At 65.0% G+C, this 25,989-nt stretch carries 26 protein-coding genes and 1 pseudogene; 12 read left to right on the forward strand and 15 right to left on the reverse strand.

Going from position 1 to position 25,989, the window contains the following annotated elements; genetic code table 11:
* The first annotated feature begins 276 nt into the window (after positions 1-276).
* Positions 277-1,527: an ABC transporter permease gene (locus NWF34_RS11075; RefSeq protein WP_258325053.1), complete on the forward strand. Its 1,251-nt coding sequence runs from the start codon at positions 277-279 to the stop codon at positions 1,525-1,527.
* Positions 1,528-1,543: 16 nt separating this feature from the next.
* Here NWF34_RS11075 and NWF34_RS11080 read toward each other — a convergent pair.
* A pseudogene (locus NWF34_RS11080) lies at positions 1,544-1,642 on the reverse strand (SRPBCC family protein); the annotation flags it as partial.
* Positions 1,643-1,675: 33 nt separating this feature from the next.
* The gene (locus tag NWF34_RS11085; protein WP_258325129.1) at positions 1,676-1,984 is read right to left on the reverse strand and encodes a hypothetical protein; all 309 of its coding nucleotides are present in this window, start codon (positions 1,982-1,984) and stop codon (positions 1,676-1,678) included.
* 508 nt (positions 1,985-2,492) lie between these two features.
* Between NWF34_RS11085 and NWF34_RS11090 the strand changes: the two genes are divergently transcribed.
* The gene (locus tag NWF34_RS11090) at positions 2,493-3,185 is read left to right on the forward strand and encodes a DUF4396 domain-containing protein (RefSeq protein WP_258325054.1); all 693 of its coding nucleotides are present in this window, start codon (positions 2,493-2,495) and stop codon (positions 3,183-3,185) included.
* Here NWF34_RS11090 and NWF34_RS11095 read toward each other — a convergent pair.
* A complete protein-coding gene (locus NWF34_RS11095; protein WP_258325055.1) occupies positions 3,169-4,395 on the reverse strand; it encodes a cytochrome P450 in 1,227 nt (408 codons plus the stop codon). The two genes, NWF34_RS11090 and NWF34_RS11095, sit on opposite strands and share 17 nt — an antisense overlap.
* Positions 4,396-4,597: 202 nt before the next feature.
* Here NWF34_RS11095 and NWF34_RS11100 point away from each other — a divergent pair, with 202 nt between their 5' ends.
* Positions 4,598-5,239, forward strand: a complete 642-nt coding sequence (locus NWF34_RS11100; protein WP_258325056.1) for a TetR/AcrR family transcriptional regulator — start codon at positions 4,598-4,600, stop codon at positions 5,237-5,239.
* 144 nt (positions 5,240-5,383) lie between these two features.
* Here the strand turns inward: NWF34_RS11100 and NWF34_RS11105 are convergent, their stop codons facing one another.
* Both NWF34_RS11105 and NWF34_RS11110 read right to left on the reverse strand, forming a co-directional pair.
* On the reverse strand, positions 5,384-5,854 hold the full coding sequence (locus tag NWF34_RS11105; RefSeq protein ID WP_258325057.1) for a MaoC/PaaZ C-terminal domain-containing protein: 471 nt from the start codon (positions 5,852-5,854) through the stop codon (positions 5,384-5,386).
* Positions 5,855-6,005: 151 nt separating this feature from the next.
* Entirely contained in the window at positions 6,006-6,575 is a 570-nt protein-coding gene (locus NWF34_RS11110; protein ID WP_258325058.1) for a DUF488 family protein, read from the reverse strand.
* A gap of 148 nt (positions 6,576-6,723) precedes the next feature.
* Here NWF34_RS11110 and NWF34_RS11115 point away from each other — a divergent pair, with 148 nt between their 5' ends.
* Positions 6,724-8,055, forward strand: a complete 1,332-nt coding sequence (locus NWF34_RS11115) for an oxygenase MpaB family protein (protein WP_258325059.1) — start codon at positions 6,724-6,726, stop codon at positions 8,053-8,055.
* 54 nt (positions 8,056-8,109) lie between these two features.
* Here the strand turns inward: NWF34_RS11115 and NWF34_RS11120 are convergent, their stop codons facing one another.
* The 4 genes from NWF34_RS11120 to NWF34_RS11135 all read right to left on the reverse strand — a co-directional run bounded on the left by NWF34_RS11120 (position 8,110) and on the right by NWF34_RS11135 (position 10,225).
* Positions 8,110-8,301, reverse strand: coding sequence for a hypothetical protein (locus NWF34_RS11120; protein ID WP_182155385.1), 192 nt, complete (start codon positions 8,299-8,301; stop codon positions 8,110-8,112).
* Positions 8,302-8,402: 101 nt separating this feature from the next.
* On the reverse strand, positions 8,403-8,855 hold the full coding sequence (locus NWF34_RS11125) for a nitroreductase/quinone reductase family protein (RefSeq protein ID WP_258325060.1): 453 nt from the start codon (positions 8,853-8,855) through the stop codon (positions 8,403-8,405).
* A 112-nt stretch (positions 8,856-8,967) separates the two neighbouring features.
* Positions 8,968-9,570, reverse strand: coding sequence for a hypothetical protein (locus NWF34_RS11130; protein ID WP_258325061.1), 603 nt, complete (start codon positions 9,568-9,570; stop codon positions 8,968-8,970).
* Positions 9,571-9,592: 22 nt separating this feature from the next.
* Entirely contained in the window at positions 9,593-10,225 is a 633-nt protein-coding gene (locus NWF34_RS11135) for an LGFP repeat-containing protein (RefSeq protein WP_258325062.1), read from the reverse strand.
* 122 nt (positions 10,226-10,347) lie between these two features.
* Here NWF34_RS11135 and NWF34_RS11140 point away from each other — a divergent pair, with 122 nt between their 5' ends.
* From NWF34_RS11140 to NWF34_RS11150, 3 genes are all read left to right on the forward strand, one after another.
* On the forward strand, positions 10,348-11,004 hold the full coding sequence (locus NWF34_RS11140) for a helix-turn-helix domain-containing protein (protein WP_258325130.1): 657 nt from the start codon (positions 10,348-10,350) through the stop codon (positions 11,002-11,004).
* An 11-nt stretch (positions 11,005-11,015) separates the two neighbouring features.
* Positions 11,016-11,678 (forward strand): enoyl-CoA hydratase/isomerase family protein, encoded by a 663-nt coding sequence (locus NWF34_RS11145; protein ID WP_258325063.1) that lies wholly within the window; start codon positions 11,016-11,018, stop codon positions 11,676-11,678.
* 130 nt (positions 11,679-11,808) lie between these two features.
* Positions 11,809-13,311, forward strand: coding sequence for an APC family permease (locus tag NWF34_RS11150; protein WP_258325064.1), 1,503 nt, complete (start codon positions 11,809-11,811; stop codon positions 13,309-13,311).
* 10 nt (positions 13,312-13,321) lie between these two features.
* On the opposite strand, the gene arr is transcribed toward NWF34_RS11150, so the two are convergent.
* On the reverse strand, positions 13,322-13,750 hold the full coding sequence (arr, locus tag NWF34_RS11155) for an NAD(+)--rifampin ADP-ribosyltransferase (protein ID WP_243828816.1): 429 nt from the start codon (positions 13,748-13,750) through the stop codon (positions 13,322-13,324).
* A 281-nt stretch (positions 13,751-14,031) separates the two neighbouring features.
* On the opposite strand from arr, the gene NWF34_RS11160 reads away from it, so the two are divergent.
* Complete coding sequence (locus NWF34_RS11160) at positions 14,032-14,910, forward strand: alpha/beta hydrolase (RefSeq protein ID WP_258325065.1); 879 nt, start codon at positions 14,032-14,034, stop codon at positions 14,908-14,910.
* Positions 14,911-14,962: 52 nt separating this feature from the next.
* On the opposite strand, the gene NWF34_RS11165 is transcribed toward NWF34_RS11160, so the two are convergent.
* From NWF34_RS11165 to NWF34_RS11175, 3 genes are all read right to left on the reverse strand, one after another.
* Positions 14,963-18,118 carry an adenylate/guanylate cyclase domain-containing protein gene (locus tag NWF34_RS11165; RefSeq protein ID WP_258325066.1) on the reverse strand — a complete coding sequence of 1,052 codons (3,156 nt, stop codon included), beginning with the start codon at positions 18,116-18,118 and terminating at the stop codon, positions 14,963-14,965.
* 315 nt (positions 18,119-18,433) lie between these two features.
* The gene (locus tag NWF34_RS11170) at positions 18,434-18,925 is read right to left on the reverse strand and encodes a GyrI-like domain-containing protein (protein ID WP_258325067.1); all 492 of its coding nucleotides are present in this window, start codon (positions 18,923-18,925) and stop codon (positions 18,434-18,436) included.
* A gap of 221 nt (positions 18,926-19,146) precedes the next feature.
* Positions 19,147-20,010: a sulfurtransferase gene (locus NWF34_RS11175; protein WP_258325068.1), complete on the reverse strand. Its 864-nt coding sequence runs from the start codon at positions 20,008-20,010 to the stop codon at positions 19,147-19,149.
* A gap of 425 nt (positions 20,011-20,435) precedes the next feature.
* Here NWF34_RS11175 and NWF34_RS11180 point away from each other — a divergent pair, with 425 nt between their 5' ends.
* Positions 20,436-21,686, forward strand: coding sequence for an amidohydrolase (locus NWF34_RS11180; RefSeq protein ID WP_258325131.1), 1,251 nt, complete (start codon positions 20,436-20,438; stop codon positions 21,684-21,686).
* Here NWF34_RS11180 and NWF34_RS11185 read toward each other — a convergent pair.
* Positions 21,585-22,568 (reverse strand): helix-turn-helix domain-containing protein, encoded by a 984-nt coding sequence (locus tag NWF34_RS11185; protein ID WP_258325069.1) that lies wholly within the window; start codon positions 22,566-22,568, stop codon positions 21,585-21,587. The genes NWF34_RS11180 and NWF34_RS11185 overlap by 102 nt on opposite strands.
* 141 nt (positions 22,569-22,709) lie before the next feature.
* Between NWF34_RS11185 and NWF34_RS11190 the strand changes: the two genes are divergently transcribed.
* Complete coding sequence (locus NWF34_RS11190; RefSeq protein ID WP_258325070.1) at positions 22,710-23,402, forward strand: SDR family NAD(P)-dependent oxidoreductase; 693 nt, start codon at positions 22,710-22,712, stop codon at positions 23,400-23,402.
* A gap of 40 nt (positions 23,403-23,442) precedes the next feature.
* Positions 23,443-24,189, forward strand: a complete 747-nt coding sequence (locus NWF34_RS11195; protein WP_258325071.1) for an MBL fold metallo-hydrolase — start codon at positions 23,443-23,445, stop codon at positions 24,187-24,189.
* Between the two features lie 22 nt (positions 24,190-24,211).
* Here NWF34_RS11195 and NWF34_RS11200 read toward each other — a convergent pair whose 3' ends face one another.
* Positions 24,212-25,384, reverse strand: a complete 1,173-nt coding sequence (locus NWF34_RS11200; protein WP_258325072.1) for an acetyl-CoA C-acyltransferase — start codon at positions 25,382-25,384, stop codon at positions 24,212-24,214.
* Between the two features lie 124 nt (positions 25,385-25,508).
* Between NWF34_RS11200 and NWF34_RS11205 the strand changes: the two genes are divergently transcribed.
* Positions 25,509-25,982 carry a helix-turn-helix domain-containing protein gene (locus NWF34_RS11205; protein WP_258325073.1) on the forward strand — a complete coding sequence of 158 codons (474 nt, stop codon included), beginning with the start codon at positions 25,509-25,511 and terminating at the stop codon, positions 25,980-25,982.
* Positions 25,983-25,989: the final 7 nt, after the last annotated feature.

Genomic DNA, 25,989 nt, shown 5'->3' on the forward strand with positions numbered 1-25,989 from the left:
GCACCACAGGTCCTCAGCGAGCAAGGGCGTGATGGCCGCACGAGAACTCGGAACCCGAGAACACGCATCTTCAGCAGCCGAATACTGCGAACCTCATCTGCGCATCATTTATCCCAGTCCTCCGACCTCTACCAACCGCTCGCTCCTCCATGATTCTCGGCCGGCTGTGCACGTCGCCGAGGTGGATCTTGTCCAGTCGATATCCACGGCGGCGGTCCCTGTGCCGCTGCAGTTTCCGCCCGTAGTGGGTTTGCCTGTGACTGGCATACTCTGCGCGTGAGCAATACACCAGGCGCTGCGGCAGATCGGCGCGTAGAGAACGACTCAACCACCCCGCAGGGCACGTGGTCCACCGCCGCGCCAGCTCTTGATGAACTGCGCAAGGCTGCCGCAACTCTGCATCGCCTGAATACTGCCGCCACCCAAGCTCAGTGGGGCGACACCGGGGCGCTGGCCGATTTGACAGCTGACGCTGCACTCGAGATCGCCCACTTCGCCGATGGCTCGACCAAAGACATTGCCGCAGAAGGAGCCTCACCACTGTGGACCCAGCGCGCCGAGGACGCTGTGCTCGCAGTCGCGGTCACCTCCGGCACTGCACCGACACCACATCAAGCGACCGCCGACGCCGTGATCGCAGCGTCTCTGGCCAACATTGCTGTCGTCGAGGCGACTCTTGCCGCGGCGCGCGCCGCCGGGATCCCGACCCACACGACCGACCGACCAGCCATGAGCCGGATCGCCGCACTCAGGTTCACCGAGTCCCTCGCGGGGCTGGGCCGCAATGTCATTGCCGAAGTACGTCACATACTCGGCGGGCAACCGCGCTCGATACTGCTGCGTATTGCCATCACCCTGGCTCTGAGCGCCGCGCTGGTGGTGAGCTACCACACCCTGGGATGGAGACGGTACGACGACGCCGCATCACTGACCCTTTATGTGTTCTCGGTGATCGTCGGAAGCGTGGTGTGCACAAACGCTCTGTGCTTCGAAGCCGGCCGAGTACGCCGCCGGCTGGCAGGTGGTCAACGCCTATGGCAATTGCTGATCGTCAAGAATCTTGCGATGGCGGTCCTGGTGATGGCAGCCGGCACGCCGGTGATCGCTGTGCTTGCCCTCACCGCTGGGACCGATCCGATCGCCATGGTCGACCAGTTCGTCACGATGATCTTCATCTGGTTGGGAGTGGGCAACGTACTCTCGGTGATCTTCCCCCTACGCCAAGAACCCTTCTCGGCTCGCCTGCGAGACGGCACCTGGGTCCCGTATCTGCTGTCCTTCGCACTGTCCTACGGGGTCGGACTCACGGTCAACCTCATGATCTACTGGCGGCTCTGGGCCCGCCACAGCGCCGGCGACCACATCACCGGCGGTGACACCGCAGCCTTCGTCGTGGTCGTCGCCAGCGCACTGAGCAGCTGGATACTGCTGACACTCCTCGCGGTCGCCTGCAGTCACAATCCACGAATACGCCAACTCCTCTCCCAAGAAATGGTCGAATATCAGGCCCAGCGCGCGCGAGCCTGACACCACCGTCGGTCCCCTAGTCCAGACGCGACGCGATCCGTTCGATGCGCGGCAACGCGATGGCCAATACCGGCACATACGCCACCGCCCAGACCGGCGCGCCGAAGCTGAGAACGGCGGCCCGGGTGCTCCCAGTCGGCGGCCAGGGCTACTGACCGTAGGTGTATCGCAGGTTGGCGTTGATCAGGTTGCCGATACGTTGGCACAGATGACGCAGCTGGCGATCATCCGGTGAGGGCTGCTCGGTGAGCAGCGTCCACCGCAGGTTTGTACCGCTGCGCCCGCCGCTCAGGTCGAAGATGACCTGAGCGTCCGGTCGCTTGGTCCACAACGATGACCAGACCACACGCGTGGGTCGATCGGACTCGAGGATGATAGGCGCCATCTCGTCGTCGAGCAGGTGGAGCCAGGGTCGTGACGGCTGCCGGTTCGGGCTGACGAGGTCATCGAAAACCACATGCGGCGGCGCCGGCTGGTTCTTCTCCTTCGATGCAACAGCTTCCACGTGACAAGACTCTCAACGCTTCATGAGGCGCCGCAACTGCAATATGCAGCGACCGACCATACAGAGTGACCAGCAAGTACCGCATATTGCAGCATGAATCAACCCACCTCCGACCTTGGCCGATAGCAGTATTCGCTCGCGGCCTTTCGCTTCACACAAGCGTGATCGTTTGCCCTCTGCGGGTTCTGGGTATCTGTGGCACTACATCAACAACACGAGGTGACCCCGGCATGTGCCTAGGTCTAACGGATCCGGGCCGCATTCGGTCCCGGACGGCCCGTCTGCGAAGAGTTCGATGTAGCCCAGCACTGGCAGCGCGGCAATGCGTCCCAGGCGTTTGGCACACGCGGTGATGACCGAATGCTCCCTGGACTCGCACCTGGCCAGCGCCCCTCGCGCCTTCGCGGACACAGGACACGAGGTCGCGGCCCGTTGGGACTCAAGAACGTAGGAGGAGCACATGGCCCCTGACTGGTTGACGATTGTCGCCTGGATCTCCCTGTCGATCGCAGCGTTGTGCGCAGCGGGGATCCTCGTCGACACGTTTGTCGCCGGCCATCGGCAACCGATGTGGATCATGGAGGCCGTGTGGCCGGTGACAGCCTTGTACGCCGGCCCGGTCGCGGTGTGGGCATATGCCAGGTATGGGAGGCCCATGACCGCGAAGTGGCAACGCCGCCGCCAACTCTCGGAGCCTCCCGAGAAGCCGAAGTGGGCGTCTACCGCGGTTGGTGTGAGCCACTGCGGCGCCGGTTGCACCCTCGGCGACATCATCGCCGCCTTCATCGTGTTCGCTCTGGGATTGCAGGTCGCGGGTAGCGCTTTGGTCCCCGAGCTCATCGGCGACTACGCACTCGCCCTGCTGCTCGGCATACTCTTTCAGTACTTTGCGATCGCGCCCATGCGCAAACTTGGTGTCCGCGATGGCCTTACGGCCGCAGCAAAGGCCGACTTCCTGTCCTTGACGGCCTTCGAGATCGGCCTGTTCGCATGGATGATCCTGGTCAGCACCGTGCTGTTCACCGCCCCCCATCTCCATCCCGACGAGGCGGCCTATTGGCTGATGATGCAGATCGGCATGGTCCTCGGCTTCATCACCGCGTGGCCGGCCAACGTCTGGCTCATGCGACGGGGAATCAAGGAAGTGATGTAGGCGTGAAGGAGACCGGCACGCTCTTCATCCAGTGAAAAGAGTTGTTCGGCATGCGCTCGGGCGCACCCGCGAGCTCCAGGTCGGGCATCCGCGCAAGGAGTTCCAGGATGCAGACTCGTAGCTCCAGGCGCGCAAGCTGGTTGCCCAGGCAGAAGTGCGGGCCACCACCGAAGGTGAAGTGCTTGTTGTCGCGCCGATCGATCCGGAAGCGATCAGGTTCGTCGAACACAGATGCGTCGCGGTTGGATGACGACCGCCACATCACGACCCGCTCCCCCTCGGAGATCTTGGTTCCGGCGATCTCGACGTCCCGCGTGGCTGTGCGAGCGTTGTGCATGATGGGCGTGTGCCACCGGAGGATCTCCTCGACTGCACCGTTGATGAGTCCCGGGTCATTCCTCAACGCCTGCAATTGATCAGGGTTCTCGAGCAGAGCGAGCAACCCGCCCGAGAAGGCGTTGCGTGAGGTTTCGTTCCCGCCGGCCATGAGTTGCGCGAAGTGGAGGATCACCTCCATGTCGTCGAGCTTGCGACCGTCGACATCGGCTTCGAGCAAACGCGACAAGAGGTCGTCGGTGGGGTTCGCTCGCTTCTCGGCAACGAGACCCACCAAGTAGCCAGCCAATTCCGCCATCATGGCCATGCCCTCTTCGGGCGTACCGTGGGTGTCGGCCATCGTGTTGGTCCATTTGAACAGCAGGTGCTGGTCCGATTCGGGAACTCCGAGCATGTCGGAGATGACGGCCAGTGGGAACTTCACGCCGATGTCGTCTACGAGGTCGCAGCTTCCCTGATCGATGATCTCGTCGACCGCGGTGTTGAACACTGCACGAATATGAGGTTCACGCGCCATCACGGCCTTGGGCGTGAACACTTTCGCCAGAATGGCACGCTGTTTCCCGTGGTCCGGCGGGTCCATCATGCTGAAGACGTTGCTGGTGTATTCCTTTGGCAGGATTCCTTCTTCGCGCAGGAAGATACCTCGCCGCGCCGACGAGAAGGTCTCCCAGTCATTGATGACGGCGACGTCGTCGGCGTAGCGCGACAGGGACCAGAACCCGTCATTGTCATCGGTCGGCTTGTTCCACAGGACCGGCGCCTCGGCGCGCATTCGAGCGAAGATCTCGTGCGGCGGGCCGTTTTCGAAGAATCTCAGATCATTGAAGTCGACTTCTTCGAGCGGAATGCTGCGCTGTGTCTCGGCGTCCATGATGACTGTCCTTCTGTCGCATGTGTTCAACGGCAAATGGACGACGCCGACGATCACTCGACGCACGCCCAGAAGAACGGGAAGCGGGTGCCCCGTTGTCGCCGAGCCTCGCCCGCAACGCTAGTTGGTCGGACTATCTGATCGGCGTGGTTGGACACGCTATCCAACTTCCAAAAACACGTCAAGGTATAGTCAGCGCACCATGACTTCACGCGCCGAACGACAGGAGCAACGCCGGACAGAGCGCAAAGAGGCACTCGTCCTACGACTCTTGGAGCCGGTCGAATCTCTGCTGCGCGAGGGCCGGCGTTGGGCGGACCTCACGGTCGACGAGATCATCGAGCGCGCCGACGTCCCGAGATCGACCTTCTACTACAACTTTCGGGTGAAGGACGAGCTGCTGATCGCCATCACCAAGCCCGCCATGCAGGAGATCATCGACTCGGCGGCCGGCCTCTACAAGCTCGGCCCGACTGCGTCGCGAGCCGAGTTCGACGAGCAAGTACGACGCACCGTCGACGTCTGGACGCCGCACGTGTCGTTGATCGACGCACTGTACGAAGCGGGCGCCGTGAACCCCCGCGCCCGAGAGCAGTTCAAGACCGGATGGTCGGGCGCATACCAAGACGCCATCGACTACATCCGCGCCGGCCAGGCCGACGGCACCATTCGCCCCGAGATCGATCCGGTCAACCACGCCGCTTGGCTCACCTGGATGGCCGAGCGCGGCATCTCACAACTGGTGGAACCCGCCGAACCCGAACAACGCGACGCGGTGTGCGCCGCGCTCGCCGACATCATCTGGAGCGTTCTGTACGGAACCTCTATCAACAGCGCCAACTGATTTCGGTACGCCAGCGCCAGTTCACGCGCGACCGCACGGCACGTCAAACCCGGCGTCGTCAGCGCACAGCGAGCTCTCGAGACCGCCACGACATACGCTCATGGTCAGGTCGCACCGGAGTTGTCACTCGCCACGCGTCCGCCGTCAGCGGTGCTGAACCGTCCGATACCGGATGACCTGTAGGGGCTCCATCGTCAGCACGACCCGGCCATCGGCGTCGACGAGTTGTCCAGCACAGCGCAGATCTGCGCGGTCTGTGGTCGGTGCGTCACCGCGGAAACGCGGAGAAACTCCGAGGATCGTGATGCTGGCGGTGTGAATGACGTCCGGGCGAAGCGGATTGGGCAGACGCATGCGTTCGATGCCCTTGCCGGCCACCAGGGCCAGCCGAGGAACGAACATGCGCGAGGCCAGACCGGAGTAGAGCGCCAGAGAATGCGCCGCGCTTCCGATGATGCCGCCGAACGGTCCGTTCGCCGCCGCTTCCCGGCTGACATGAATCGGCAGCGGATCGTACTGGCTCGCGAAGTCGACGATCTCCACTTCGGTCACGCTCGTCGTACCCAACTCGAAGACCTCCCCCACTGACAGGTCCTCGGCATATAGCCTGGTCATCTCGCCTGAAGCGTGAGAGTCCGACAGTCCCGACCCGGGCGACGCTGAAGTCATAAATCTAAAGTAGCTAGATTACGAGGGGTCAGCAAACCGGGCGGAGTGCAACCGGCCGGGCTGATCTGACGCACTGTCCACGACCGACAGTTCCGAGTCAGGTCGCGGCGGGATAGGTGACCTGGTCCTGCGGTCCGACGACCGCGCCGGCACTCAGATGCGCAGCATCGACATGGCCGGCGCCGAGAATGTGCCATACGTCCTCGCCCCGGGCGAGCAGATGGTCGGCGATGATCCGCCGGTGACACCGCCACCACACCGCCTCCGAGCACATCAGAGCGACGCGCGAGTCCTGCCCCCTCCCGCGCAGTCCGGTGAGTGCATCTGCGAACTCGTCGGACAATGCATGGTCGGCGTAGTTGTGGAAGCTGCGGTTCTCCCACCACCCGTTGACATCGGCCGGCACATCGTGACTCACCGGACGCCGCCCGGTGAGTCCTTCAGCGTGCCAATACCCGATCCCCGACTCGTCCAGGCTCACCGTGAGCGCGTCCTGGTCGAATTGCGGGTATCGAGTCGAGCCGGGGAGCCTCCGGACGTCGGCAACCACCTGAATGCTGCTCGCGGCGAGCAGATCGATGAACTCGGCAAGGGTCCTAGTGGAGTGACCGATGGTGAAGAACGGCTGGCTCCAGCTCGTCTGCGCTGATCGCCCACTTCGCGGCATTTCCCCATCGTAGGTAGACGACCCGCCGCGGGACATTCGCCTGTCCGTGAGACACATTCTCCGAATTGTCCCGATCCGCCCATATGGCGACGCTCCACCTGATCCAATGACTGGCAGCTACATCGTCGGCAGTGTCTGAGAGGTCGGAATGGCGCATCACTACCCGGAACTGGCGGAGCGCGTCGCCCGGCAGGCCGATGAGTTACCCGAGCTGTACGGCGATTTCGATTTCGCCATCACCCCGGAGCGTTTCACCACCGATCCGGGTGTGAAGTCAGCCCTGCCGACTCGGTTGGGCGATCGCTCCAGGTACCTGAACGATCCGCGCCTCATGGAATTGGTGCACACCTCGACATTCCTGGCCGACGTCCCCGCGGACCGAGTGGCAGCACTGGCCACGCGGTATCCGGTCGCCGAGCTGGTGAGCCTGGTTCGCCGCGTGTGCCGCGAGGGCGCGGAGAACGTCCCCGAGGCTCCACCCGAGATCGCCGAGCTCATCGCGGTGATGCAGGAGAAACCCGACTGGATCAACTTCGATCTCGTCGAGGACGGCGCCACGTACTCGCGCCTGTATGCCGCGCTCGTCTCCCCCTTCATGACTCGGGGCGCGTTCCTCGCGACGTTCACCAACAGCTATGCGGCACTGCCGATGACGATCACCGGAGCACTGTCGGGCACACGTGCCGCACATCGTGTCAACGAGACCACGGCCTACTTTGCGGTGACGGCACTACCCGGTGGTCTCGAACGCTTCAGCGCGGGCTTCGAAGCCACCGTCATGGTGCGACTCATGCATTCGATGGTCCGGTTCAACGCCCTGCAACGAACCGGCCGCGGCCACAACAGCAAGAAGCGGACCTGGGACACCAGGATCTACGGGTTGCCGGTCCCGCAGATCGATCAGTTCCCGGCTGGAATGATCGGTCCATACCAGAAGGCGGACAAGGCAGTGCGGGCCAACCGCGAACTGCCCTACGACGAGCGTGCGATGGTCGAGTTCCACCGCTACCGCGGCTTCCTGCTCGGACTTCCCGAAGAACTGCTGCCCGGATCTCCGCGGGAGATCGTCGATCTGTTCAATGCGCGGGCCGCGACGCTGCGACACGGCTACGACGACGAATGCCGCAAGCTCGTCACGTCCACGATGAACGCCTATCTGCGCCCGTCCGGGAGCACCTTCGACCGCGCCGCCGATGCCGTCGAAAAGAGTTACAGCAAGCTGGCATTCGCGGCCGCCTTCTGCGAGGGCAATCTGAAGAAGGCAGCCGACATGGGCGTCGACCTCTCGGTCAACGACTTTGTCCGCGCCGCCGTCACAGCGCCCTTGCTGACCGGTCGGTTCGCGGCCGTCCGCATCGCGGGCAAGGTGCCCGTGCTACAAGATGTCGCCGATCAGTACATCACCGCCTTGGTGAAACGACGCCTCGACGATTACGGAATCCCGGCGTACACAACCGATTCCCGCGAATACGCGCACTGACGACGCCCACACGCGCGTCGAACGGCATCTCGTGCTCCCGCTGCCGCGGGCGAGTCAGCCGAGCTTCGTGGCCCGCGGGGCCGCATCTGTAAGGGAGGCCGCCGGGACGACCGCACCTCGGATCACTCGGAGTGCGCGGCTTTTCCCGCGACCAGGCGTTTCCATCCGGCGTTGGACGACGTCCATGCCGAGGGTGAACACGGTCAGGCCAATGGGGGCGAACAGTCCCACGATGAGTCCGGCCATGTCTCATACCTTTCGTTCTTCCGACACGTGAAGCGCGAGGGTTACATAACCATCCGGCTCGGCGGGTAAACATCGCCGCGGTCGGAGCCGTCGGGAATGAGTCACCGAGGATCGATCCGGAACACTCCACATCGTCCGGCGACAGCAGCGAAGGCGTCCGGGGTGACATCGGTGACCACACCCGCGTCCTTCATCATTTTCGGGCCGTCGCTGCCCGCAAGCTCGGGCCAGGCACGTAGCACCGGAACCGCCTGGTCCGCGGACAGCTCGGTAAGTCGGACGTCGGTCACGTCTCCGCGAATCGACAACTGCGCGAGCCCATCGGCTGCGCGGACGTTGCGCGCCCAGTCGGCGCCGGGAAATCCCTCGAGGAGGTAACGCTCTCCATCCAGAGTGATCACGGTCAGCGGAGTGCGCCGCGTCTTTCGACTCTTTCGGCCGGCCACGATCAGGACCGGCAACTCCTTCATCGCACCGAAGCGCTGCAGGAACAGGAACACTTTGTTCATCGGCTTGAGCCAGCGGGGCGCGGGGGTTCGCCGTGACGTGGGCATGATCGATCCTTCCGACACCCTATTTCGTACACCGTATCGGGTTCATCCCGCGTAATTCGTCGTACTCGCTCCGCTCCCGGCGCCGGGTCTGCCGACACCACCAGCGGCACGATCAGCGTTGTACGTCGATGACCAGTCGCGTCGGATTGGTCAGCACGTCGACGCTGAACGGCCTCCCGGGTTCGGATATGCCGACGAAAGACTGTGTGACACCTTCGAATACGAGCGCGCTCCGAACCTCCACCACCGAGCCGCCGGGTTGCGCGCGAACCGGATCAGGACCGTCATAGGGTTCGACGCCGCTGTCGAACGGGTACGCCGACCCCGTGATCCGAACTTCCAGGATCGCGTTGCCCGCGACGTCGACCGGGAATCCACTGCCGTCCTGGACAGCCTCGTCGACGTAGGACACCCGCCAGCCAGGCAGACCCGTACCGCCGAGCTCGTAGACGACTCGATCGAATCCGTCGTGCGTCCCGATACGGATATCGGTGACGGTGAGTCGGGCGCCCTCACTCGCGGGCGCGCTCTTCGGACCGGCATCCCCACCCTCAGTGGTGGTCTCGGAGTTCGCCGGACTCGTCTCCATCGGAGGCGTTGACGTCACCGTCTCGGTGACAGTCGCCGCGACGCCGCCTTCACCGTCCGTCGTCGAGCAACCCGCCACCACCAAAGCAGCGATGGTCGCGACGACCGAGGACCATATACGGATCATGAGCGACCAGCCTACCGGCGGATCAGGGCCAGAAGATGGTGCCGTTCAGGAAGTCCTGGGCGAAACGACCACCGCTGCGATATTCGCCGCCGAGGGGGACGCCGTAGTAGCCCTTTGCGCCGCCGTGTGCACGCCACTTCTGCAGGATTCCACCCCACACGATCTGGGCGCCGCCGGCCTTGGACCACGTCACGACACCGCCCTGGAAGTCGTTGCTCCGCCCGCTTCCCGACTTGTACTCGTTGGTGACCGGGAATCCGAGCGCACCGCGCTCGGCTCCGACCTTCTGCCAGCGGGTCCGGATGGCGCCGCCGACCTGGTGTGCCGTGCCGCCGTCGACCGCAGGATGCCAATAGAACGACGCGTCGCGAGCGAACGTCTGGTAGCGGCCGCGCTTGGCAGAAGCACGTTCGGGCCCGGTCGGTACACCCCACTTCCAGAACCCGCCACTCTGTGCGTAGGCCTCTTCGATCTTCCCTCCGACCAGGATTCCGTTGATCACCCGATCGGCCTGCGCGTTCGGCGCCAGAACGACGAGGGACATCGCAGTCGCCAGGATCGCCAGGCCCAGCGACGCGAGCCGAGACCGGGTGCGACCGGCGGCTGATCGGCTGACACGGGAGGTGCACTGAAGGGAAGAGGAGAGACCAGGCATGCGCGTGATCATACGGACACACCGGGCATGTCGTTAGATCAGCTCACAATACCCGTCCCGAACCTGTTCCGTTGCGAGAGGACACGACAGTAACAGAGCAGGTGCTCTGTTACTGTCGTGTCATGCCCCGCCCCAGAACGCACGATCTCGAGCAGTTGCTCGATGCTGCCGAGACGCTGGCGGTCGAATCCGGCGCTGCAGCAGTGACGGTGCGGGCCCTCTCAGATCTGACGTCGGTCTCCAACGGCGCGATCTATCACGCGTTCGGGTCCCGCGCGGGGCTCGTCGGGCGGGTGTGGCTTCGCGCTGCGCGGCGCTTCCTGGGTACGCAAGGCGCTGCGGTGGATGCCATCCTGGCCGGCGGCGAGGGTCATACCACCGCGGTGGAAGCCGTGGTCGCGGCGGCTGACGCGCCGGCCCGCTTCGCGCTCGACCACCCGACGTCCGGGCGGTTCCTGCTCACGGTGAACCGCCACGAACTCCTCGGGTCGGGTGAACTACCCGACGACCTGGCCGATGAACTCCGCAACCTCGACCAGGACCTCGTCGACCTGTTCCTGAAGCTGTCGCAAGCGGTTTGGGGACGCACCGACCGCCAGACGGTGGAGATCATCAGGGATTGCGTCGTCGAACTCCCGACCGCGCTTTTTCTTCGCGGCCGACGCACGGCGGATGCGGCCGTGCGCAAGCGCCTCGCAACCGCCGTCCGTGCCGTGCTGGCACTCGATCCTCCCGGATCCGACTCATCGTCAACTGCCTCAACGTCTCTCGACAGATAGGAAAACCTCCGATGGATGCAACCCTCGACTTTCATGACGACATCGCCGTGCTCACTCTCGGTGACGACGAGAACCGCTTCTCCCCTGCGGTTCTCGAGTCCATCGACGAACACCTCGACAGAGCCGAGTCCGTAGCCCGCGGCCTGGTCACCGTCGGCTCGGGCAAGTTCTATTCCAACGGACTCGATCTCGAGTGGCTTCTCGCCAACGGCGACAAGGCCGACGCGTATGTCGAACAGGTGCAAGAACTCTTCGTCCGGATCCTGACCTTCCCGCTGCCGACGGTCGCCGGTGTGAACGGTCACGCATTCGGCGCAGGGGCGATGTTCGCACTCGCTCACGACTATCGGCTGATGCGCGAGGACCGCGGCTACTACTGCTTCCCCGAGATCGACATCAACATTCCGTTCACGGCGGGCATGGCCGCCCTCATCCAGGCCAAGGTGACGCCACAGACCGCGCTCACCGCCATGACCACCGGACACCGGTATGCCGGACCGGAAGCTGTCGCAGCCGGTCTCGTCGACGCCGTCGCCGATCAGAACGACATCGTCTCCGGCGCGCTCGATCGACTCAAGCCGCTCGTCGGCAAGGACTCGAGCACCCTCGGTGCGATCAAGTCCACCATGTTCCGTTCCGTCACCGAAGCACTGCGCCAAGGCCGTACCCGCTGACCCCAGCGGACTTCCTGTGCCTCACAGCGTCCTGTGGACGCGTAGGTCAGTCGGGGGACGTTTCGGCGTTTTGCGTCGATTCTGAAGAACGCCGTCTAGCTTTGGTTCCGACCTGAGCGGCGGAGGCCAGATGAGCGACCAGACATCCCAGGACGATACGAACGAGGTGTCCGTCGAGTTCGGCTACACGCCGGAGCTGAAACGGACCCTCGGCTCATTCCAAGTGTTCGCCGTGTCCTTCGCGTTCATCTCGGTCGCGGTCGGCATCTTCGGCACCTACGGCATGTTGCTGAACAATGCGGGCCCAGTGGGCATCTGGACCTGGCTGATCGCGCTGGCGGGACAGATGCTGGTGGCATTGGTGATCGCCCAGTTCGCCGCCCGCATCCCGCTCAGCGGATCGTCGTACCAGTGGGCGTCCCGACTCGCCAACCCGCGCGTGGGTTGGATCTTCGGTTGGCTGACCTTCTGTTACCTCATCGTCGGGCTGATGGCGATCGACTTCGCGATGGCCAGCCAGTGCCTGATGCCGCTGTTCAACATCTCTCCCGACGAGCACACCGCCCGCGTCCTCACCGTCGTGATCCTGCTGGTTCAGGCGGCGCTGGCGATCGCATCGACTCGACTCGTAGGGCTGATCAACTCGCTGGCAGTTGGCGTCGAGGTCACGATCGTGGTGGTGCTCGTGATCGCCCTGTTGGTGGCGGTCGCGGTGACCGGGGACGGTTCGGCCGGCAATCTCGGATCGCGCGGCGTCGCATCGGATTCAGCTGATTACTTCGCCTTCGGCGGCGGCTTGATGGCGGTGATGATCGTCGGACTGGCAACTCTGGTGGGTTTCGACTCGGCAGCCAACATGGCCGAGGAGGCCAAGGATCCGCACCGGACCGTGCCCCGGGCCATCGTCGGTTCGGTCGCAGCGGCCAGCATCCTGGGGATGCTGTTCCTCAGCGGGCTGACAGTGGCGATCGACGACATCGACAAGGTGACCGCCTCGGAGTCGCCGGTGGCGACCATCATGCGAGACCAGTTCGGGGCACCGATGGAGCGAATCCTGTTGGTGGTGATCGCGATCGCCTTCTTCGGCGGCGGACTGGTGTCGATGACGTCATGCGCGCGCATGGTGTTCGCGATGGCGCGCGACGGGCGGTTCCCGGCGCATCAGCTCATGCGGCGGGTCAACAAGCGATCCCAGACCCCGATCGCGGCCACCGTGCTCCCGCTGGTGATCGGGATCCTCGTGATGATCGTGCTGCCGGGCGACGCGCTGATCGAACTCATCACCGCGGGCACTCTTTTCCCCGCGATCACCTACGGACTCGTCGTCATTCTGTATCTGGCCGTCCGGAAACGCCTGGACCGTAAGCGCGGCGCCTTCGACCTCGGCCGGTTCGAGTTGCCGGTGGCCGTCGCCGCGCTGGTGTGGTCGGTCTGCGCCGTCGTCATCCTGCTCTCCCCCATCGACGCGACCGTCCCCATGATCATCGTCGGCGGGCTGATCCTCGTCGGTGGGCTCTATTTCGGTTTCCTGCTGGTGTTCCGGCGAGAGGTCCTCGACAGCGAGCCCGGACAGGACGTGTTCTCCGACACCGACCGTCGCACCGACCCGGACCCGCAGGACGCCGGCGTCTGATCCGCCGGGACTAGTCGTAGACAACGTCACGACCTTCCCGGCGCAGCACCTCCAGCCCCTCGCGAAATCGTTGCAGGAAGTCGGGTGAATGGGGTGTCCAGTCGGTCATCTCCCCGACGACCCGGACGGGCCGGTCGCTGCGAAACGAGTGCGTCGGGTTGCCCGGGAACTTCTTGTCGGTGACGTTCGGGTCATCTTCCACCGGGCCTTCGGGCTCGACGACGTAGACCCGGCACGGACCGTCCCCCTGCGCCATCTCGGCGGCGAGCACCGCTCCGTCGAGCACTTTCGTCATGTAGACGTAGTTCGCTGTGTGTTCAGGTCGGTAATTCGACCGGTGACCTGGCACCAGGTGGTCCCCGACCTTCAGGTCGGCCTTGGTGCCGTGAAACCAGGCGCCCGATTCGTGCACGGTGAATCGTTCGGGTGTATCTGCCATCTCCGCCAATGCGAATCCTTCCGTCCGTGACAGTTGCCGAGCAATTGTGCACGCTCGCCGGGGCCTTGCCGCAAGCCCCGTTCCTGGCGTTATTCTGAAAGTGGAAAGAGACGCGTTCGTCGTCTCCGGTCACAATTCCCCACCCCGAAATCACCGTCGGCATGTTTGAATTCGGCGTGCGCGTATGTCATCTGATCTCAACAGCCACTGTGGCTCTCATCGTCATCGGGACCGCCGGATGCTCCGCCGGGTCCGATGAGCCGGCTCCACAGTCGTCGTCGGTGAGCGCGACAACTCACGCGCCCACGGCAGCACCACCTGTCCCCCAGGGCTCAGATGGAATCGACATCGAGCGAATCGAGTACCTCGGTCCCGCCGACGCCGACCCCGCCGAGAACTGGGCAAACCTGTACCTCCCTGCCGGAGACCACGAGGACGGATCCGTCCCGCTGGTCACCATCGTTCACGGCGGCGGCTGGGAGAGTCGTGCCGGCGCAGAGCAGTTCGACGAGATGGCCCGCGACCTCGCCGGCCGCGGACTGGCCGTCTACAACGTCGAGTATCGCCGGGTCGGCACCGGTGGCGGCTGGCCGACGACCTTCCACGACGTGGCCCGAGCACTCGACCACGTGCCCACGATGGCCGAGACCCATCCGCAGCTCAGCATCGACGACGAGCTGGTGATAGGCCACAGTGCCGGTGCACAATTGGCGGTCTGGGTCGGCACCCGACACCGGCTCGAGGATGACGAAGTGGGCTCTCGCCCGGCGTTCGTCCCGTCCCGGGTGGTGTCCATCTCAGGTCCCCTGGACATGCGCTATGCCGTGAACCACGGCAACGGCCGGGTCATCAAGCAGATCCTCGGCGGCACACCGGAACAGGTGCCTGGTCGCTATGCCTCGGTGGACCCGATCCAGAACCTCGACCCACAGTTGCCGGTGATCCTCTTCCACGGTCTCGCCGACGACGACGTGAATCCGGACAACTCGCGGCACTACACCGCCGCCGTCCGAGCGGTGGGCGGCACCGCGGAACTGCATCTGGTCGACGGCGAAACACACACCTCGCTGGTGCATCGCCAGTCCCCCGCCTACCAGCAGATCATCGAACGGCTGACCGCCGTGGCGAGAGCCGAACTCGACAAGTTGCGAGACGAGTGACCAGAAGCTCGTGACCGATCCACGGTGTCGTCGATTCCTGCCGGTGTCCGCGCTACATCGTTGCAGCCGAATCGATGTGGCCTTCGAATCCGAAGCGCTCTGACAGGGAACGATATTGCTCAACGAGGTCCGGATAAGAGGGGTCAGCGCGCGCTCGGGCCAACAGGGCGCGCACGTGTGCCGCTATTGCCCGCGCGGTCATCCAGTCGCCGGTGTTCGGAACGCCCAGTAATCGGTCGAGCGTCCTCTCAGCCTCGACGAGGTCGACTTCGTCCCCGCGGTCCACCAGCACCTCCGCCAGAATCCCGGAAGCCAGCATCGCGTAGCCAATACGCTCAGCGCCGAACAGTTCCTCAACGATTGCGCGCAGGGAGTTGATCGCGGCATCTCGATCACCGAGTCTCGCGCGTTCCCGGGCGATCATGCATTCGACGACGGGGACAAGGTATCTGCCGCGACGGACCCACGCGTCGCGTGATGGCTCCATGATTTCGAGACCCCGGCGTCTGTCATCTGCCGAGCTACGGTTCAAGAGGACGATCCCCACCGCATACTCCGCGAACATCAACGCGTTGTCATCGGCAACCCGCTCCGATGTTCGCAGCACCTCTTCACCGATATGGAGGGCACGATCATCGGCGCGAAGAACCCCGAACTGTATCGCCGTTGCAACGGTCCAGACGAAGACGAGCGCAAAATGCTGGGGATTGTTGTCACGCGCCAACTCGATGGCAACATCGAGGTCGTGTCGCCAACCTGAACGGCCCTTGACCCACCCGACCAGACCTCGAAAGGCAGTCGCAGTCGCCAACGGCGATCCGAGTCCGAAACCTACGCCTTTGGCCGGATCACCTGCAGCAAGATCGATGATCACTTCCGCCCAGCGCGTCACCTCGTCGAGCTCTCCCGCCTCCAGCCACGGAAGGAAAAGGGGTGGTGCGAGGGCCATCATCAGAGTCGGGTCACCGATCGATTCGAGCGATCGGATCTGCTGGGATGCCAGTCGCGCACCCACGCGCACTCGGCCGGAATACAAAAGGTCTGCGGCCACACCCGTCCTGCCGATGGCCAGAGAAACCTCGTCGCCGGTACGGCGACAAAGCCGACTCAACTCCGCGAACCGCGCGCCGGCCACCAAGAGTCCGAAATCCTGCCAGTCGGTTGCGCACAACATCGTCGTCGGTGCGATGCACATCGACAACCGTTCCGGGTCCTCGGCAGGTAAGGCTTCCGCGATCTCCGCTGCTCGCTCCCAACTGACACGCGCGGACCTCACATCCCGGTTCATCGACCACGCCGCCGCACGCATGTGCCACTCATAAGAAGCCCGGAGCTCGCCTGCAGCGCGCAGATGTTCGGCTATCACGGCCGCATTCTGATCGAGGGCGGACGGTTCGGTCGACTCGATCACCGCGGCCACGCGACTGTGCCATCGTGCGCGTTCGGAGCGCAGCATCGATCGATAGGCCACCGCCAAGATCAGTGGATGTCGGAACACGAACTCGACGCTCTCGGGATCGACCCTCTCGATGATTTCCGCATTCACCAGCTCGTCCACCGCTGTGTCCAACCCGAGCCCAGGCAGCAGTTGTGCACGGAAGCGGGAACCGATCACAGCCATCGCGGTCACTGCTCGCTTCGCCTCGGCACTCAGCAGATCGATGCGCGCTTCGATGGTGGCCTGCACAGTCGCGGGAATCGCCACGTCGGCGGCGTCCACCGAGGTCGTATACGCACCGCGCTCGCCACGCAATACGCCGCGTTGCGCCAGTTCCCGAACCATTTCCTCTGCATAGAACGGGTTACCGGCCGCGCGTTCGGCGATCTTCGTCGCCAGCAGGGTTATCGATGGATTCGATCCGGTCATGCCCGTGACGATTCGTTCGATGTCGGCGTCGTCCAAGGGAGCGAGCACGACGGTCCGGGCACGCGTCTCGCTCTTGAGCGCGCCGGCGTACTCCGGACGAGCGGTGATGATGACCAGGGATGGGGTGCGCGGCACCACGTCGAGAAGGTGGACCAGGGTCGCCTCACTCGCGTCGTCGATCCACTGCGCATCCTCGATGATGGTCAACGACGGTTCGCTTCGTGCGAGCGACAGCGAGTTGATCAATGCGGTCAAACGGCGGCGTTTGGCATCGGGCTCGATCTGCGGCATCACGACGACCGGGTCAGACGTGCCGAGAAGCTCATCGAGTAGCAGATGATCGTTCGCGGAGGCATCCGGGAATCGAGCATGCACCTTCGCTCGAGCGGATTCGGCACTCAAGGTGTCGAGGCCCAGTCCTGAGCGCAAGAGTCCGGCCATCACGCCGAAGGACACGTCGCGCCGATGTATCTCACCGAACGCCCAGGTGACCTTGAAGCCTCGGGCCTCCGCCGACGCCGCCACCTCGCGCGCCACCCGGCTCTTGCCGACTCCCGGCGAGCCCACCATGAGCGCTACACTGCCGAGTCCACGGACCGTGTCGTCGAGCAGTGATTCGACCAGCCCCAGCTCTCTCTTTCGCCCGACGAAGTCGTTGTCGGCACAGTTCACGTTCACGCGCCGCGGCGGGAGGGCCAGGAGTCGACGTGCCTGAACGGGTTCGGATGCGCCTTTGATCCGTACCCATTCGGGTGCTCCCAGCGTGGCTGCACCGTCGACGAGCCGCGCTGATGCCATCGACAGCATCACCCCACCAGGTGGCGCCACGGATTCCATGCGTTGCGCCATTCCGACCTGCCGCCCAATTGCGCTGTACCCCAACGAGGCTCTGCCGACAGCACCGGCGATCACCTCGCCGGAGTTCACTCCGACGCGCAGCGCGAGGTCGACGCCGTCGTGCACTCGGACGTCTTCGGCCAGCCGACGAGCCGACTCCTGGATCTCGAGCGCCGCCTGGCAGCCGCGAAAGGCATGGTCCTCCAATGCTTTCGGTGCGCCGAAGATTGCCATGACACCGTCTCCGGTGAAGTCGACGCGACCGCCGCGCCGACGCGCGACCGCAGCCGACCGTTCCGCCAGCGACGTGATTATCTGTTGCCACCGTTCGGCGTCCATGGCCGCCGCCAGATCCATGGACTTCACCACGTCGGCGAAGAGAACGGTCACCTGTTTGTACTCGGTGACATCACTCGATTCCGTTGAGGCACCGCACTCATCGCAGAATTTCGCGTGTACCCGCAGCGTCGTACCGCAAGTACTACACACCATGCTCGTAGCCATCCGAGCACCACCTTCGGGGGTCCCACTTGCCTCGGGACAAAGGATAGTCACCGATCAGCAGGCCCGGAAGCCCGGTTGACCATGAGATGCCACTGCTGAACGATGCCGCAGGCGGCAATACCGGATAGGTGCCCGTACGACGAAGTGCACAGCACCGAAACACATTTGGCTAACTAACAGACGTGCCACCGCCGTCTACGGCATCGTTGCCGATCACCGGCCGTGCCGCATTCGAGGTCATCGCGACAATCGTCAACTCCGGTCGGCCGACCCGACGTTGGCCGGGACTTCCCTACCGCGATTGACCTCCGGCCGTCAGCGACTGTCGCCGGTCGGCAACTCCGGTTCGGCAGGTCGAAAGGGCTGGACGATCTCGGTTCGCCAACCCGCCGGATCGGTGGAGGGATCGCTGAAGTAGACCTCCCAGGGATCGCCGACCTTTCCGCCGTGTTCGTTCACCCACGTCTCGAGCGCCTTGTACGCCGGCTCCATCGCGTCGTAGGGCCCGACGTGGACGGTGACGGCGACCTGCCCGCCCGGTAGCTCAGAGGGCCCGACGTCGCCGACCGGATCGATCGGCGACGTCGCGGGAAACCCTGCCTCGATCTCGAATCGGCCACCCCCGAGCATGCGATAGCGAGCGAAGGGCGGCCCCGTGGGACCTGCCTGACGTTCCGACAGCACGCGATCGATGTCCCCGTAACTGTTTTTCAGCCACGGCCCGATCTCCTCGACTGCGAGCGTGGACCTGACGACTGCTGTCACCTGGGCTATCCGGGACTCCTCATGTACCTCATAGTCCTGCATTCTCACAGGATCGCTCTGCGGAGCATCCGGTCACAGGGCCATTGGTCAACTGTTCGCGATTCGTTCGGTCCGTCGCGACCGCGCCGAGGTCGGCTTCCGCCGGATGGCGATGGCACACGCCGCTTCCTCATCGGCGTAGAACCCGCCGCCGTTCTCCGCCAGGGCAACTCGCGCGCCGTCGACCTGACGCCGGACGTCGGGCCGTGGAGGCTCCCGGCTATCTAGTCGACTTCGAGCGGCAACGACTCGTCTGCACCCCATTCGTACATCGACGCGTCGTAGACCGCGACGTCGTCGCGGCCCAGGATGGCGAGCTCGAAGGCGAGCAAACTCGCGGCGAGGCCCCCGCCGCAGTAGGTGATGACCTTCTTGCCGGAATCCAGTGCGCCGATCTTCTCGTAGTCGGCGCGCACCTCGTCGAGCGGCCGGAGCAGTCCTGTCGCGTCGATGAGATCGGGATACGGCAGGTTGACACTTCCGGGGATGCGCCCGGGCCGACCGTAGGTGTCGGTCTCGCCGCGGAAGGTCGCGGGATCGAGCGAATTGACCAGGAGAACACCGTCGTCGTCGATGGCTCGGAGAACTGTCTCCTTGTCGGCGTACAGCTCGTGTCGTCGCGACGCCTTGAAGGTGTCCACGGGATAGGACTCGACCCCCGGTCGGGTGGGTTGCCCGGCGAGCTGCCAGGCGGGCAACCCACCGTCGAGAATGGAGACGTTGTCGAATCCTTCGAGATGAAGATTCCACCAGAGACGTGACGACCAGATGTTGCCTCCCTGGTCATAGATCACGACGTGGGAATCCGGGCCGACGCCCAATGCGCCGAGGCGTTCCGCGAAGGTCTCGCTGTCGAGGGCCATGAACGGCACCGCCGCATCCGGGTCTGCGAGGTCGCGATCCAGATCGGCGTGCACCGCACCGGGGATATGCGCTCGCGCGTACAACGCCGGGCCGAGAGAGGGCACGGGACGGCCGGAGCCATCGGGATGTCCGCGCTCGGCCGTCGCGTCGAGAACCCGCACGTTCTCATCGTTGATGTGCTCGGTGAGCCATGCGGCGTCGACGAGGAGAGGGTGAGTCGTCATCGGTTCGGCAATCCTTCTGAGAAACGTTGCCCGGCGACTGCGGGGCAGCCCGCATGGTATGCGAATTGGGATCATTCCGGCACATCCGACGCTCCCGCCCACCGGGTTTCGACCACTGGAGCCCAAACCCTTGACACCGTCCGACATCCGGATCAGAGCAGCGTCGTATCTCCCTCTACGACGACAGGACCACCACGTCAAGACCTCACACTGCTGTGATCCAGGTCATATTGGTCCGTACACTCGACATTGTGCGCGGTCGTTTCAACCGCGCACTCCGTAGAACTCGCGTCGCCGAAGAGCGGAGAGCCGATGCCAGGACTGACGTCCCGATGAGCGGTGGCGGGCACTCGGGCGGGCGGGTTCCCTTCTTTCGACGCCGCCGACAGCGGACCGGAGACGATTCCGTGAGCGTCGCGGGACGGATCCTTGCAGGCCTTGACGACCTTCGCGGCCCGCTGGAAGAGCTGTACCAGCAGATCCATCAACATCCGGAGCTCTCACATCAGGAACGCGAGACCTCGACGGAGGTGGCGCGGCAGCTGAGGAGCTTCGGTTACGACGTCCGCGACGGGATCGGGGGCACCGGCGTCGTCGGCATCCTGTCCCATGGCGACGGGCCGACCGTGTTGATGCGCGCCGACATGGACGCTCTGCCCATCAGGGAAGACACCGGGCTTCCCTACGCCAGCACCCGTACCGTCACCGGCGTCGACGGCGGAGAGGTCCCCGTCATGCACGCATGTGGGCACGACGTACACGTCGCATGCCTGCTGGGCGCCGCGTCCTTGCTCGCCGGCGGACGTGACCACTGGTCGGGCCGCGTGATCACGCTGTTCCAACCCGCCGAGGAAGTCGGCGACGGCGCCCGGCGGATGATCGACGACGACCTCGGTCGCGTGGTCGGTGACGTCGACGTCGCCTTGGCCCAGCACGTGCTGCCCTACCCGGCGGGCCACGTCGGAACCCGTTACGGCGCGGTGCTCTCCGCCGCGGAGAGCCTTCGGATCACCGTCTACGGTCGCGGCGGGCACGGCTCGATGCCGCAGACCACCGTCGACCCCGTGGTCCTCGCGGCCATGATCGTGATCCGGCTGCAGGCCATCGTCTCCCGTGAGATCGCCCCCACCGAACCGGCAGTACTCACGGTCGGCAGCATCACATCGGGCAGCAAGAGCAACATCATCCCCGATCATGCTGTCCTGCAGCTGAACATACGCACCTACAGCGATCGGACGCGCACGCTCGTCCTCGACGCCGTCCATCGGATCGTCACCGCCGAGTGTCAGGCGTCGGGGTCTCCGCGAGAACCCGACTTCGAGACCTTCGACCACTTCCCCGCCACGACCAACGACCCGGCGGCCACCGGGCGCGTGCGCGCCGCATTCGACGAACACTTCGGCGCCGACCGAACCTTCGACCTGCCGCTGCAAACCGCCAGCGAGGACTTCAGCGACATCCCCCGCGCGCTCAAAATCCCTTACACCTATTGGGGATTGGGGGGCATCGATCCCGAGGTCCACCGCACGGCCGAGGAGTCGGGGCGACTCGACCGTGACATACCTGCCAATCATTCACCGCAATTCGCGCCGGTCGTCCAGCCCACGCTCGACACCGGTACCGAGGCCCTCGTGGTCGCCGCGCTCGCCTGGCTGGGGCCGTCGAACGTCGGCTGATCCGACCGCACGACGTGCGGCGGCGTCACCTTGCCGACCGTTCGCGTCTGGTGTCAGGACTTGCGATGGCAGCGCCGCCGATGACAACAGCGCGAGCTTCTCTGCGTCTGCGCTCCCCGGTTCCGGGTGGAACACAACGAGTTCGAGGCCGGGTGTACCGTCGATGCTCATCCGTTCCCGGTAGAGGGTCATTTCTCCGACCGTGGGGTGATCGAATCGCATGGGTGCGCCGAACTGAGCCTTCACGTCATGCCGTGCCCACAGTTCGCGGAACCACGGGCTCGCCAGCGACAACTCGCCAACCAGCTCGACGAACCTCGGGTCGTCGACGTCGGTGCCGATCGCCCGACGCAGGTTGCCGATCAGGCATTGCGTGGAGTTCCGCCACTCCGGATAGAGAGCCTGGTCGGCCGCCTCCAGGAACATGTCGCGAAGTTGGTTCCGCCCCACTGCGAACCGCGGGGAAAGTGCGGTCGCCGACGAATTGGCGGCCAGGATGTCGAAGTAGCGCCCCTCGACGTAAGCAGGCTGACTCAGCGTCTGGACCAGCTTCTGCACACCCACCGGCACGATCTCTCTGCGGATACGGCGCCGGGATCGTGGCGGGTCACCCACCAGTGACAGGAGATACGCGACGTGGTCGTCATCCAGTTGCAGGACTCGCGCCAACGACTCGAGGACCTGCGTCGACGGGTTCCGGTCGCGGCCGCGCTCCAGACGCAGGTAGTAGTCGGCGCTGATCCCGGCCAGCATCGCGACTTCCTCACGCCGCAATCCCGGTACGCGCCGCACTCCGACATCCGGAATACCCGCCTGCTCCGGGGTCACGAGTCCGCGGCGAGCCTTCAGATAGTCCCCGAGGGTGTTCGGCCGGTTGGTCATGTCGTCAGCCTAGGTCGCGTCGCACGGAGGTGAGGGGGTCCTGCCACACCCTGGGACAAGCGGAGCACTGCCGTGGGGCGCGACGCACTCATAGCGTCGAATGCACGGCCCGACCAAGGGCGCGGATCGGAAGGAACACCCATGACAGTCACTCTCATCACCGGCGCCAACAGGGGAATCGGACTCGAGACGGCCCGACAACTCACCAGACTCGGGCATACCGTCTACATCGGCGCACGAGACACCGACCGTGGCGAGAAGGCCGCCGCCGAGGCCGGCGCGCGATTCGTGCAGTTGGACGTCACCGACGACGCATCGGTCGCCGCGGCGCTCGCACGGATCGACGCCCTCGAGGGACGGCTCGACGTGCTGGTGCACAACGCCGGGATCTCCGGCGACTGGGTCGTCGACGGGCCCACCGCAGCGCGGGTCTTCGACACCAACTCCGTCGGCATCGTCAGGGTCACCGAGGCAGCGCTCCCAATGCTGCGCCGGTCGGATCATCCGCGGGTCGTCACCGTGTCGAGCAGTATGGGATCGTTCTGGGCCGTGACGAACCCGGATCGACCCGAATCCGGGCTCACCGCAACGCTCTACGCCGCGTCGAAGTCGGCCGCGACGATGCTCACGCTGCAGTACTCCAAGATCGAACCGGGCATCAAGTTCAATGCACTCGAACCGGGCTTCACGTCCACCGACATGACCACCGGCGCCGGTATGACCGGCGGCCGGCCCGCCGAAGAGAGTGCACGCACCGTCGTGAAGCTGGCAACGATCGGACCCGACGGACCCACCGGCACGCTGCAGGACGAGAACGGGCTACTCCCCTGGTGAACCCGGGTTTGCGCACAGCTCCCCGGGGTTACGCTGAGGCATGGTCTTCCAACGCGACGTCGCACCCGGAATCCATCGCCTCGAACACGCGTACACCAACCAGTACCTCGTCGAGGTCGACGACCGGCTGGTGATCGTCGACGCCGGACTGCCCCGCTCCTACGGACCGCTGGTCGAAGCGATCCACCATCTGGGCCACGACGTCGATGCGGTGTCCGCACTGATCATCACCCACGGGCATTTCGATCATGTGGGCACCGCACGACGCCTGGCCAAGCAGTGGCGCATCCCGGTGCACATACATCGCGACGATGCCTGGCTCGCCGCCCACCCCTACCGATATGCGCACGAGAACACCACGCGCGGCGGGGTTCCACTGCGCAATCCACCGTCGTGGAAATTGTTGAGCCGCATGGCCTTTGCCGGAGCGCTCACCGTCCGGGGTATCAACACCTCCAAGGTGTCGGTCTTCGACGACGATGCCGTTCTCCCGGGAGAGGCCGAGGTGGTGCCCACGCACGGCCACACCTTCGGTCATGTCTCGCTGTACTACCCGGACCGTGATGCCGTCATCTCCGGTGACGCGCTGGTCACCCTCGACCCGTACACCGCCGCACACGGCCCCCGCATGATCGCGGGCTCGGCGACCGCCGACCTCGAGCGAAACCGCGCCTCGCTCGACGCGCTGGCCGCCACCGGCGCGAAGTCCGTCCTACCCGGGCACGGTGTCCCGTGGCACCACGGTGTGGCGGCGGCCGTCGCGCGCGCACGCCACACCGACGGTTGACACCGGCCGGCGCCTTCTCGGATCAGTCGAGGCGCTCGTAGATCGTCGCGTTGGCGAGACCGCCTGCCTCACACATGGTCTGCAGGAGGAAACGCCCACCCCGCTGCTCCAGCGCGTTCAGTCCCGTGGTCGCGAGTCGGGCGCCGCTGGCACCCAGCGGATGACCGAGTGCGATCGCGCCGCCGTTGACGTTCACCTTGTCGAGTTCGACGCCGAGTTCCCGCGCCCAGGCCAGCACGACCGGGGCAAAGGCCTCGTTGACCTCGAACAGGTCGATGTCGGCGAGATCGAGTCCACTGCGCGCGAGCACCTTACGGGTTGCCGGGATGATCGCGGTGAGCATCAGCAGCGGATCGTCCCCGGCGACCGCGATGGTGTGGATCCGTGCGCGCGGGCGCAATCCGAGCTCGGCCGCCTTCTCCTCACTCATGACGAGAACGGCCGCCGAACCGTCGCTGATCTGGCTGGCACTCGCCGCGGTGATCCGCCAGTCGATCTCCGGGAATCGCCGGGCGATCGCCTCGTCGTAGTACGCGGGCCGCAGGCCGGCCAGGCTCTCGAGGGTGCCGCCCAGCCGGATCCCCTCGTCGGCGGTCAGACCGGAGATGGGCGCGAGCTCGTTGTCGAACAGCCCGTTCTTCGTCGCCCGCGCCGCCAATTCGTGAGAACGCAAGGAGAATTCATCGATCTCCGGGCGCGAGATGTCCCATCGCGCGGCGATGAGTTCGGCCGAGATGCCCTGCCCGACCAGCCCGTCGGGATAACGCTCGTCGAACGCGACACCGTTCAGATCCGAGGCGCCGACCGCGGCCGAGCCCATCGGCACCCGGGACATCGATTCGACTCCCGCGGCGACGACCACGTCGTAGGTCCCCGCGATCACCCCCTGGGCGGCGAACGCGATCGCCTGCTGACCGCTGCCACACTGACGGTCGACCGACACGCCGGGCACCGACTCCGGGTAACCGGCGGCCAGCAATGCACGACGAGCGAGGTTGAGGCTCTGCTCGCCCACCTGGCTGACGACTCCGGTGATCACGTCGTCGATCTCGACCGGATCGATCCCAGTGCGGTCGACGATGGCCCGGAGGCTGTGCGCGAGAAGGTCGACGGGGTGAACGTCGTGCAAGCCGCCCGACGGCTTCCCCTTGCCGATCGGTGTGCGCACCGCGTCCACGATGACTGCCGTTGCCATGACTGCCCCTCCATCTGTGGGTTGGACCATCCGCGGACGGTCCGAACGTGGCTGACTTTTGCCTGCCATAGTCAGAGGTCTACGCCCTGACTATAGTCTTGTCAAGTCAGGCTAGAATGGACGGATGATGAAGCTGGTGGGCCCGCTCGCGGAACGTGACCGGTGGGAGGCGACGCACTGTTCGATCGCCAAAGCGGTCGAACTCGTCGGCACGCGGTCGGCGATTCTCATCCTGCGCGAGGCCTTCTACGGCGCGACCCGGTTCGACCAGTTCGCCCGTCGCGTGGGCATCACCGACGCGGTCGCGTCCGCCCGGCTGAAAGAGCTGACCGAGGCCGGCATCTTCACCAAGGTCCCGTATCAGGAGCCCGGCCAGCGGGTCCGTTACGAATACCTGCTCACCGACATGGGGCGTGATCTGTTCCCGGTCGTGATGTCGCTGATGCAGTGGGGCAACGAGCATCTCCAGCCGGATGGCCCGCCGCTCACCGTCACCGACACGTCCCGGAACCCGATCCGGGTCGGCGTGGTGACCGGCGAGCAGGAGACCCTCGGCCCCGAAGATCTCGAGGTGAGGGTCACCCGCCGGTCGAGCTGAATCCGGC

This window comes from Gordonia sp. GONU (assembly GCF_024733855.1).
Lineage (GTDB): Bacteria > Actinomycetota > Actinomycetes > Mycobacteriales > Mycobacteriaceae > Gordonia > Gordonia amicalis.

Bases quoted from the DNA above. Each gene is read 5' to 3' on its own strand.
- NWF34_RS11150 (WP_258325064.1), top strand. From the start codon at position 11,809: ATGAGCGACCAGACATCCCAGGACGATACGAACGAGGTGTCCGTCGAG.
- NWF34_RS11135 (WP_258325062.1), bottom strand. From the start codon at position 10,225: ATGCCTGGTCTCTCCTCTTCCCTTCAGTGCACCTCCCGTGTCAGCCGA.
- NWF34_RS11090 (WP_258325054.1), top strand. From the start codon at position 2,493: ATGGCCCCTGACTGGTTGACGATTGTCGCCTGGATCTCCCTGTCGATC.
- NWF34_RS11105 (WP_258325057.1), bottom strand. From the start codon at position 5,854: ATGACCAGGCTATATGCCGAGGACCTGTCAGTGGGGGAGGTCTTCGAG.
- NWF34_RS11125 (WP_258325060.1), bottom strand. From the start codon at position 8,855: ATGCCCACGTCACGGCGAACCCCCGCGCCCCGCTGGCTCAAGCCGATG.
- NWF34_RS11140 (WP_258325130.1), top strand. From the start codon at position 10,348: ATGCCCCGCCCCAGAACGCACGATCTCGAGCAGTTGCTCGATGCTGCC.
- NWF34_RS11205 (WP_258325073.1), top strand. From the start codon at position 25,509: ATGATGAAGCTGGTGGGCCCGCTCGCGGAACGTGACCGGTGGGAGGCG.
- NWF34_RS11100 (WP_258325056.1), top strand. From the start codon at position 4,598: ATGACTTCACGCGCCGAACGACAGGAGCAACGCCGGACAGAGCGCAAA.
- NWF34_RS11095 (WP_258325055.1), bottom strand. From the start codon at position 4,395: ATGGACGCCGAGACACAGCGCAGCATTCCGCTCGAAGAAGTCGACTTC.
- NWF34_RS11200 (WP_258325072.1), bottom strand. From the start codon at position 25,384: ATGGCAACGGCAGTCATCGTGGACGCGGTGCGCACACCGATCGGCAAG.
- NWF34_RS11120 (WP_182155385.1), bottom strand. From the start codon at position 8,301: ATGGCCGGACTCATCGTGGGACTGTTCGCCCCCATTGGCCTGACCGTG.
- NWF34_RS11170 (WP_258325067.1), bottom strand. From the start codon at position 18,925: ATGCAGGACTATGAGGTACATGAGGAGTCCCGGATAGCCCAGGTGACA.
- NWF34_RS11185 (WP_258325069.1), bottom strand. From the start codon at position 22,568: ATGACCAACCGGCCGAACACCCTCGGGGACTATCTGAAGGCTCGCCGC.
- NWF34_RS11130 (WP_258325061.1), bottom strand. From the start codon at position 9,570: ATGATCCGTATATGGTCCTCGGTCGTCGCGACCATCGCTGCTTTGGTG.
- NWF34_RS11165 (WP_258325066.1), bottom strand. From the start codon at position 18,118: ATGGCTACGAGCATGGTGTGTAGTACTTGCGGTACGACGCTGCGGGTA.
- NWF34_RS11110 (WP_258325058.1), bottom strand. From the start codon at position 6,575: ATGCCGCGAAGTGGGCGATCAGCGCAGACGAGCTGGAGCCAGCCGTTC.
- NWF34_RS11195 (WP_258325071.1), top strand. From the start codon at position 23,443: ATGGTCTTCCAACGCGACGTCGCACCCGGAATCCATCGCCTCGAACAC.
- arr (WP_243828816.1), bottom strand. From the start codon at position 13,750: ATGGCAGATACACCCGAACGATTCACCGTGCACGAATCGGGCGCCTGG.
- NWF34_RS11115 (WP_258325059.1), top strand. From the start codon at position 6,724: ATGGCGCATCACTACCCGGAACTGGCGGAGCGCGTCGCCCGGCAGGCC.
- NWF34_RS11190 (WP_258325070.1), top strand. From the start codon at position 22,710: ATGACAGTCACTCTCATCACCGGCGCCAACAGGGGAATCGGACTCGAG.
- NWF34_RS11145 (WP_258325063.1), top strand. From the start codon at position 11,016: ATGGATGCAACCCTCGACTTTCATGACGACATCGCCGTGCTCACTCTC.
- NWF34_RS11175 (WP_258325068.1), bottom strand. From the start codon at position 20,010: ATGACGACTCACCCTCTCCTCGTCGACGCCGCATGGCTCACCGAGCAC.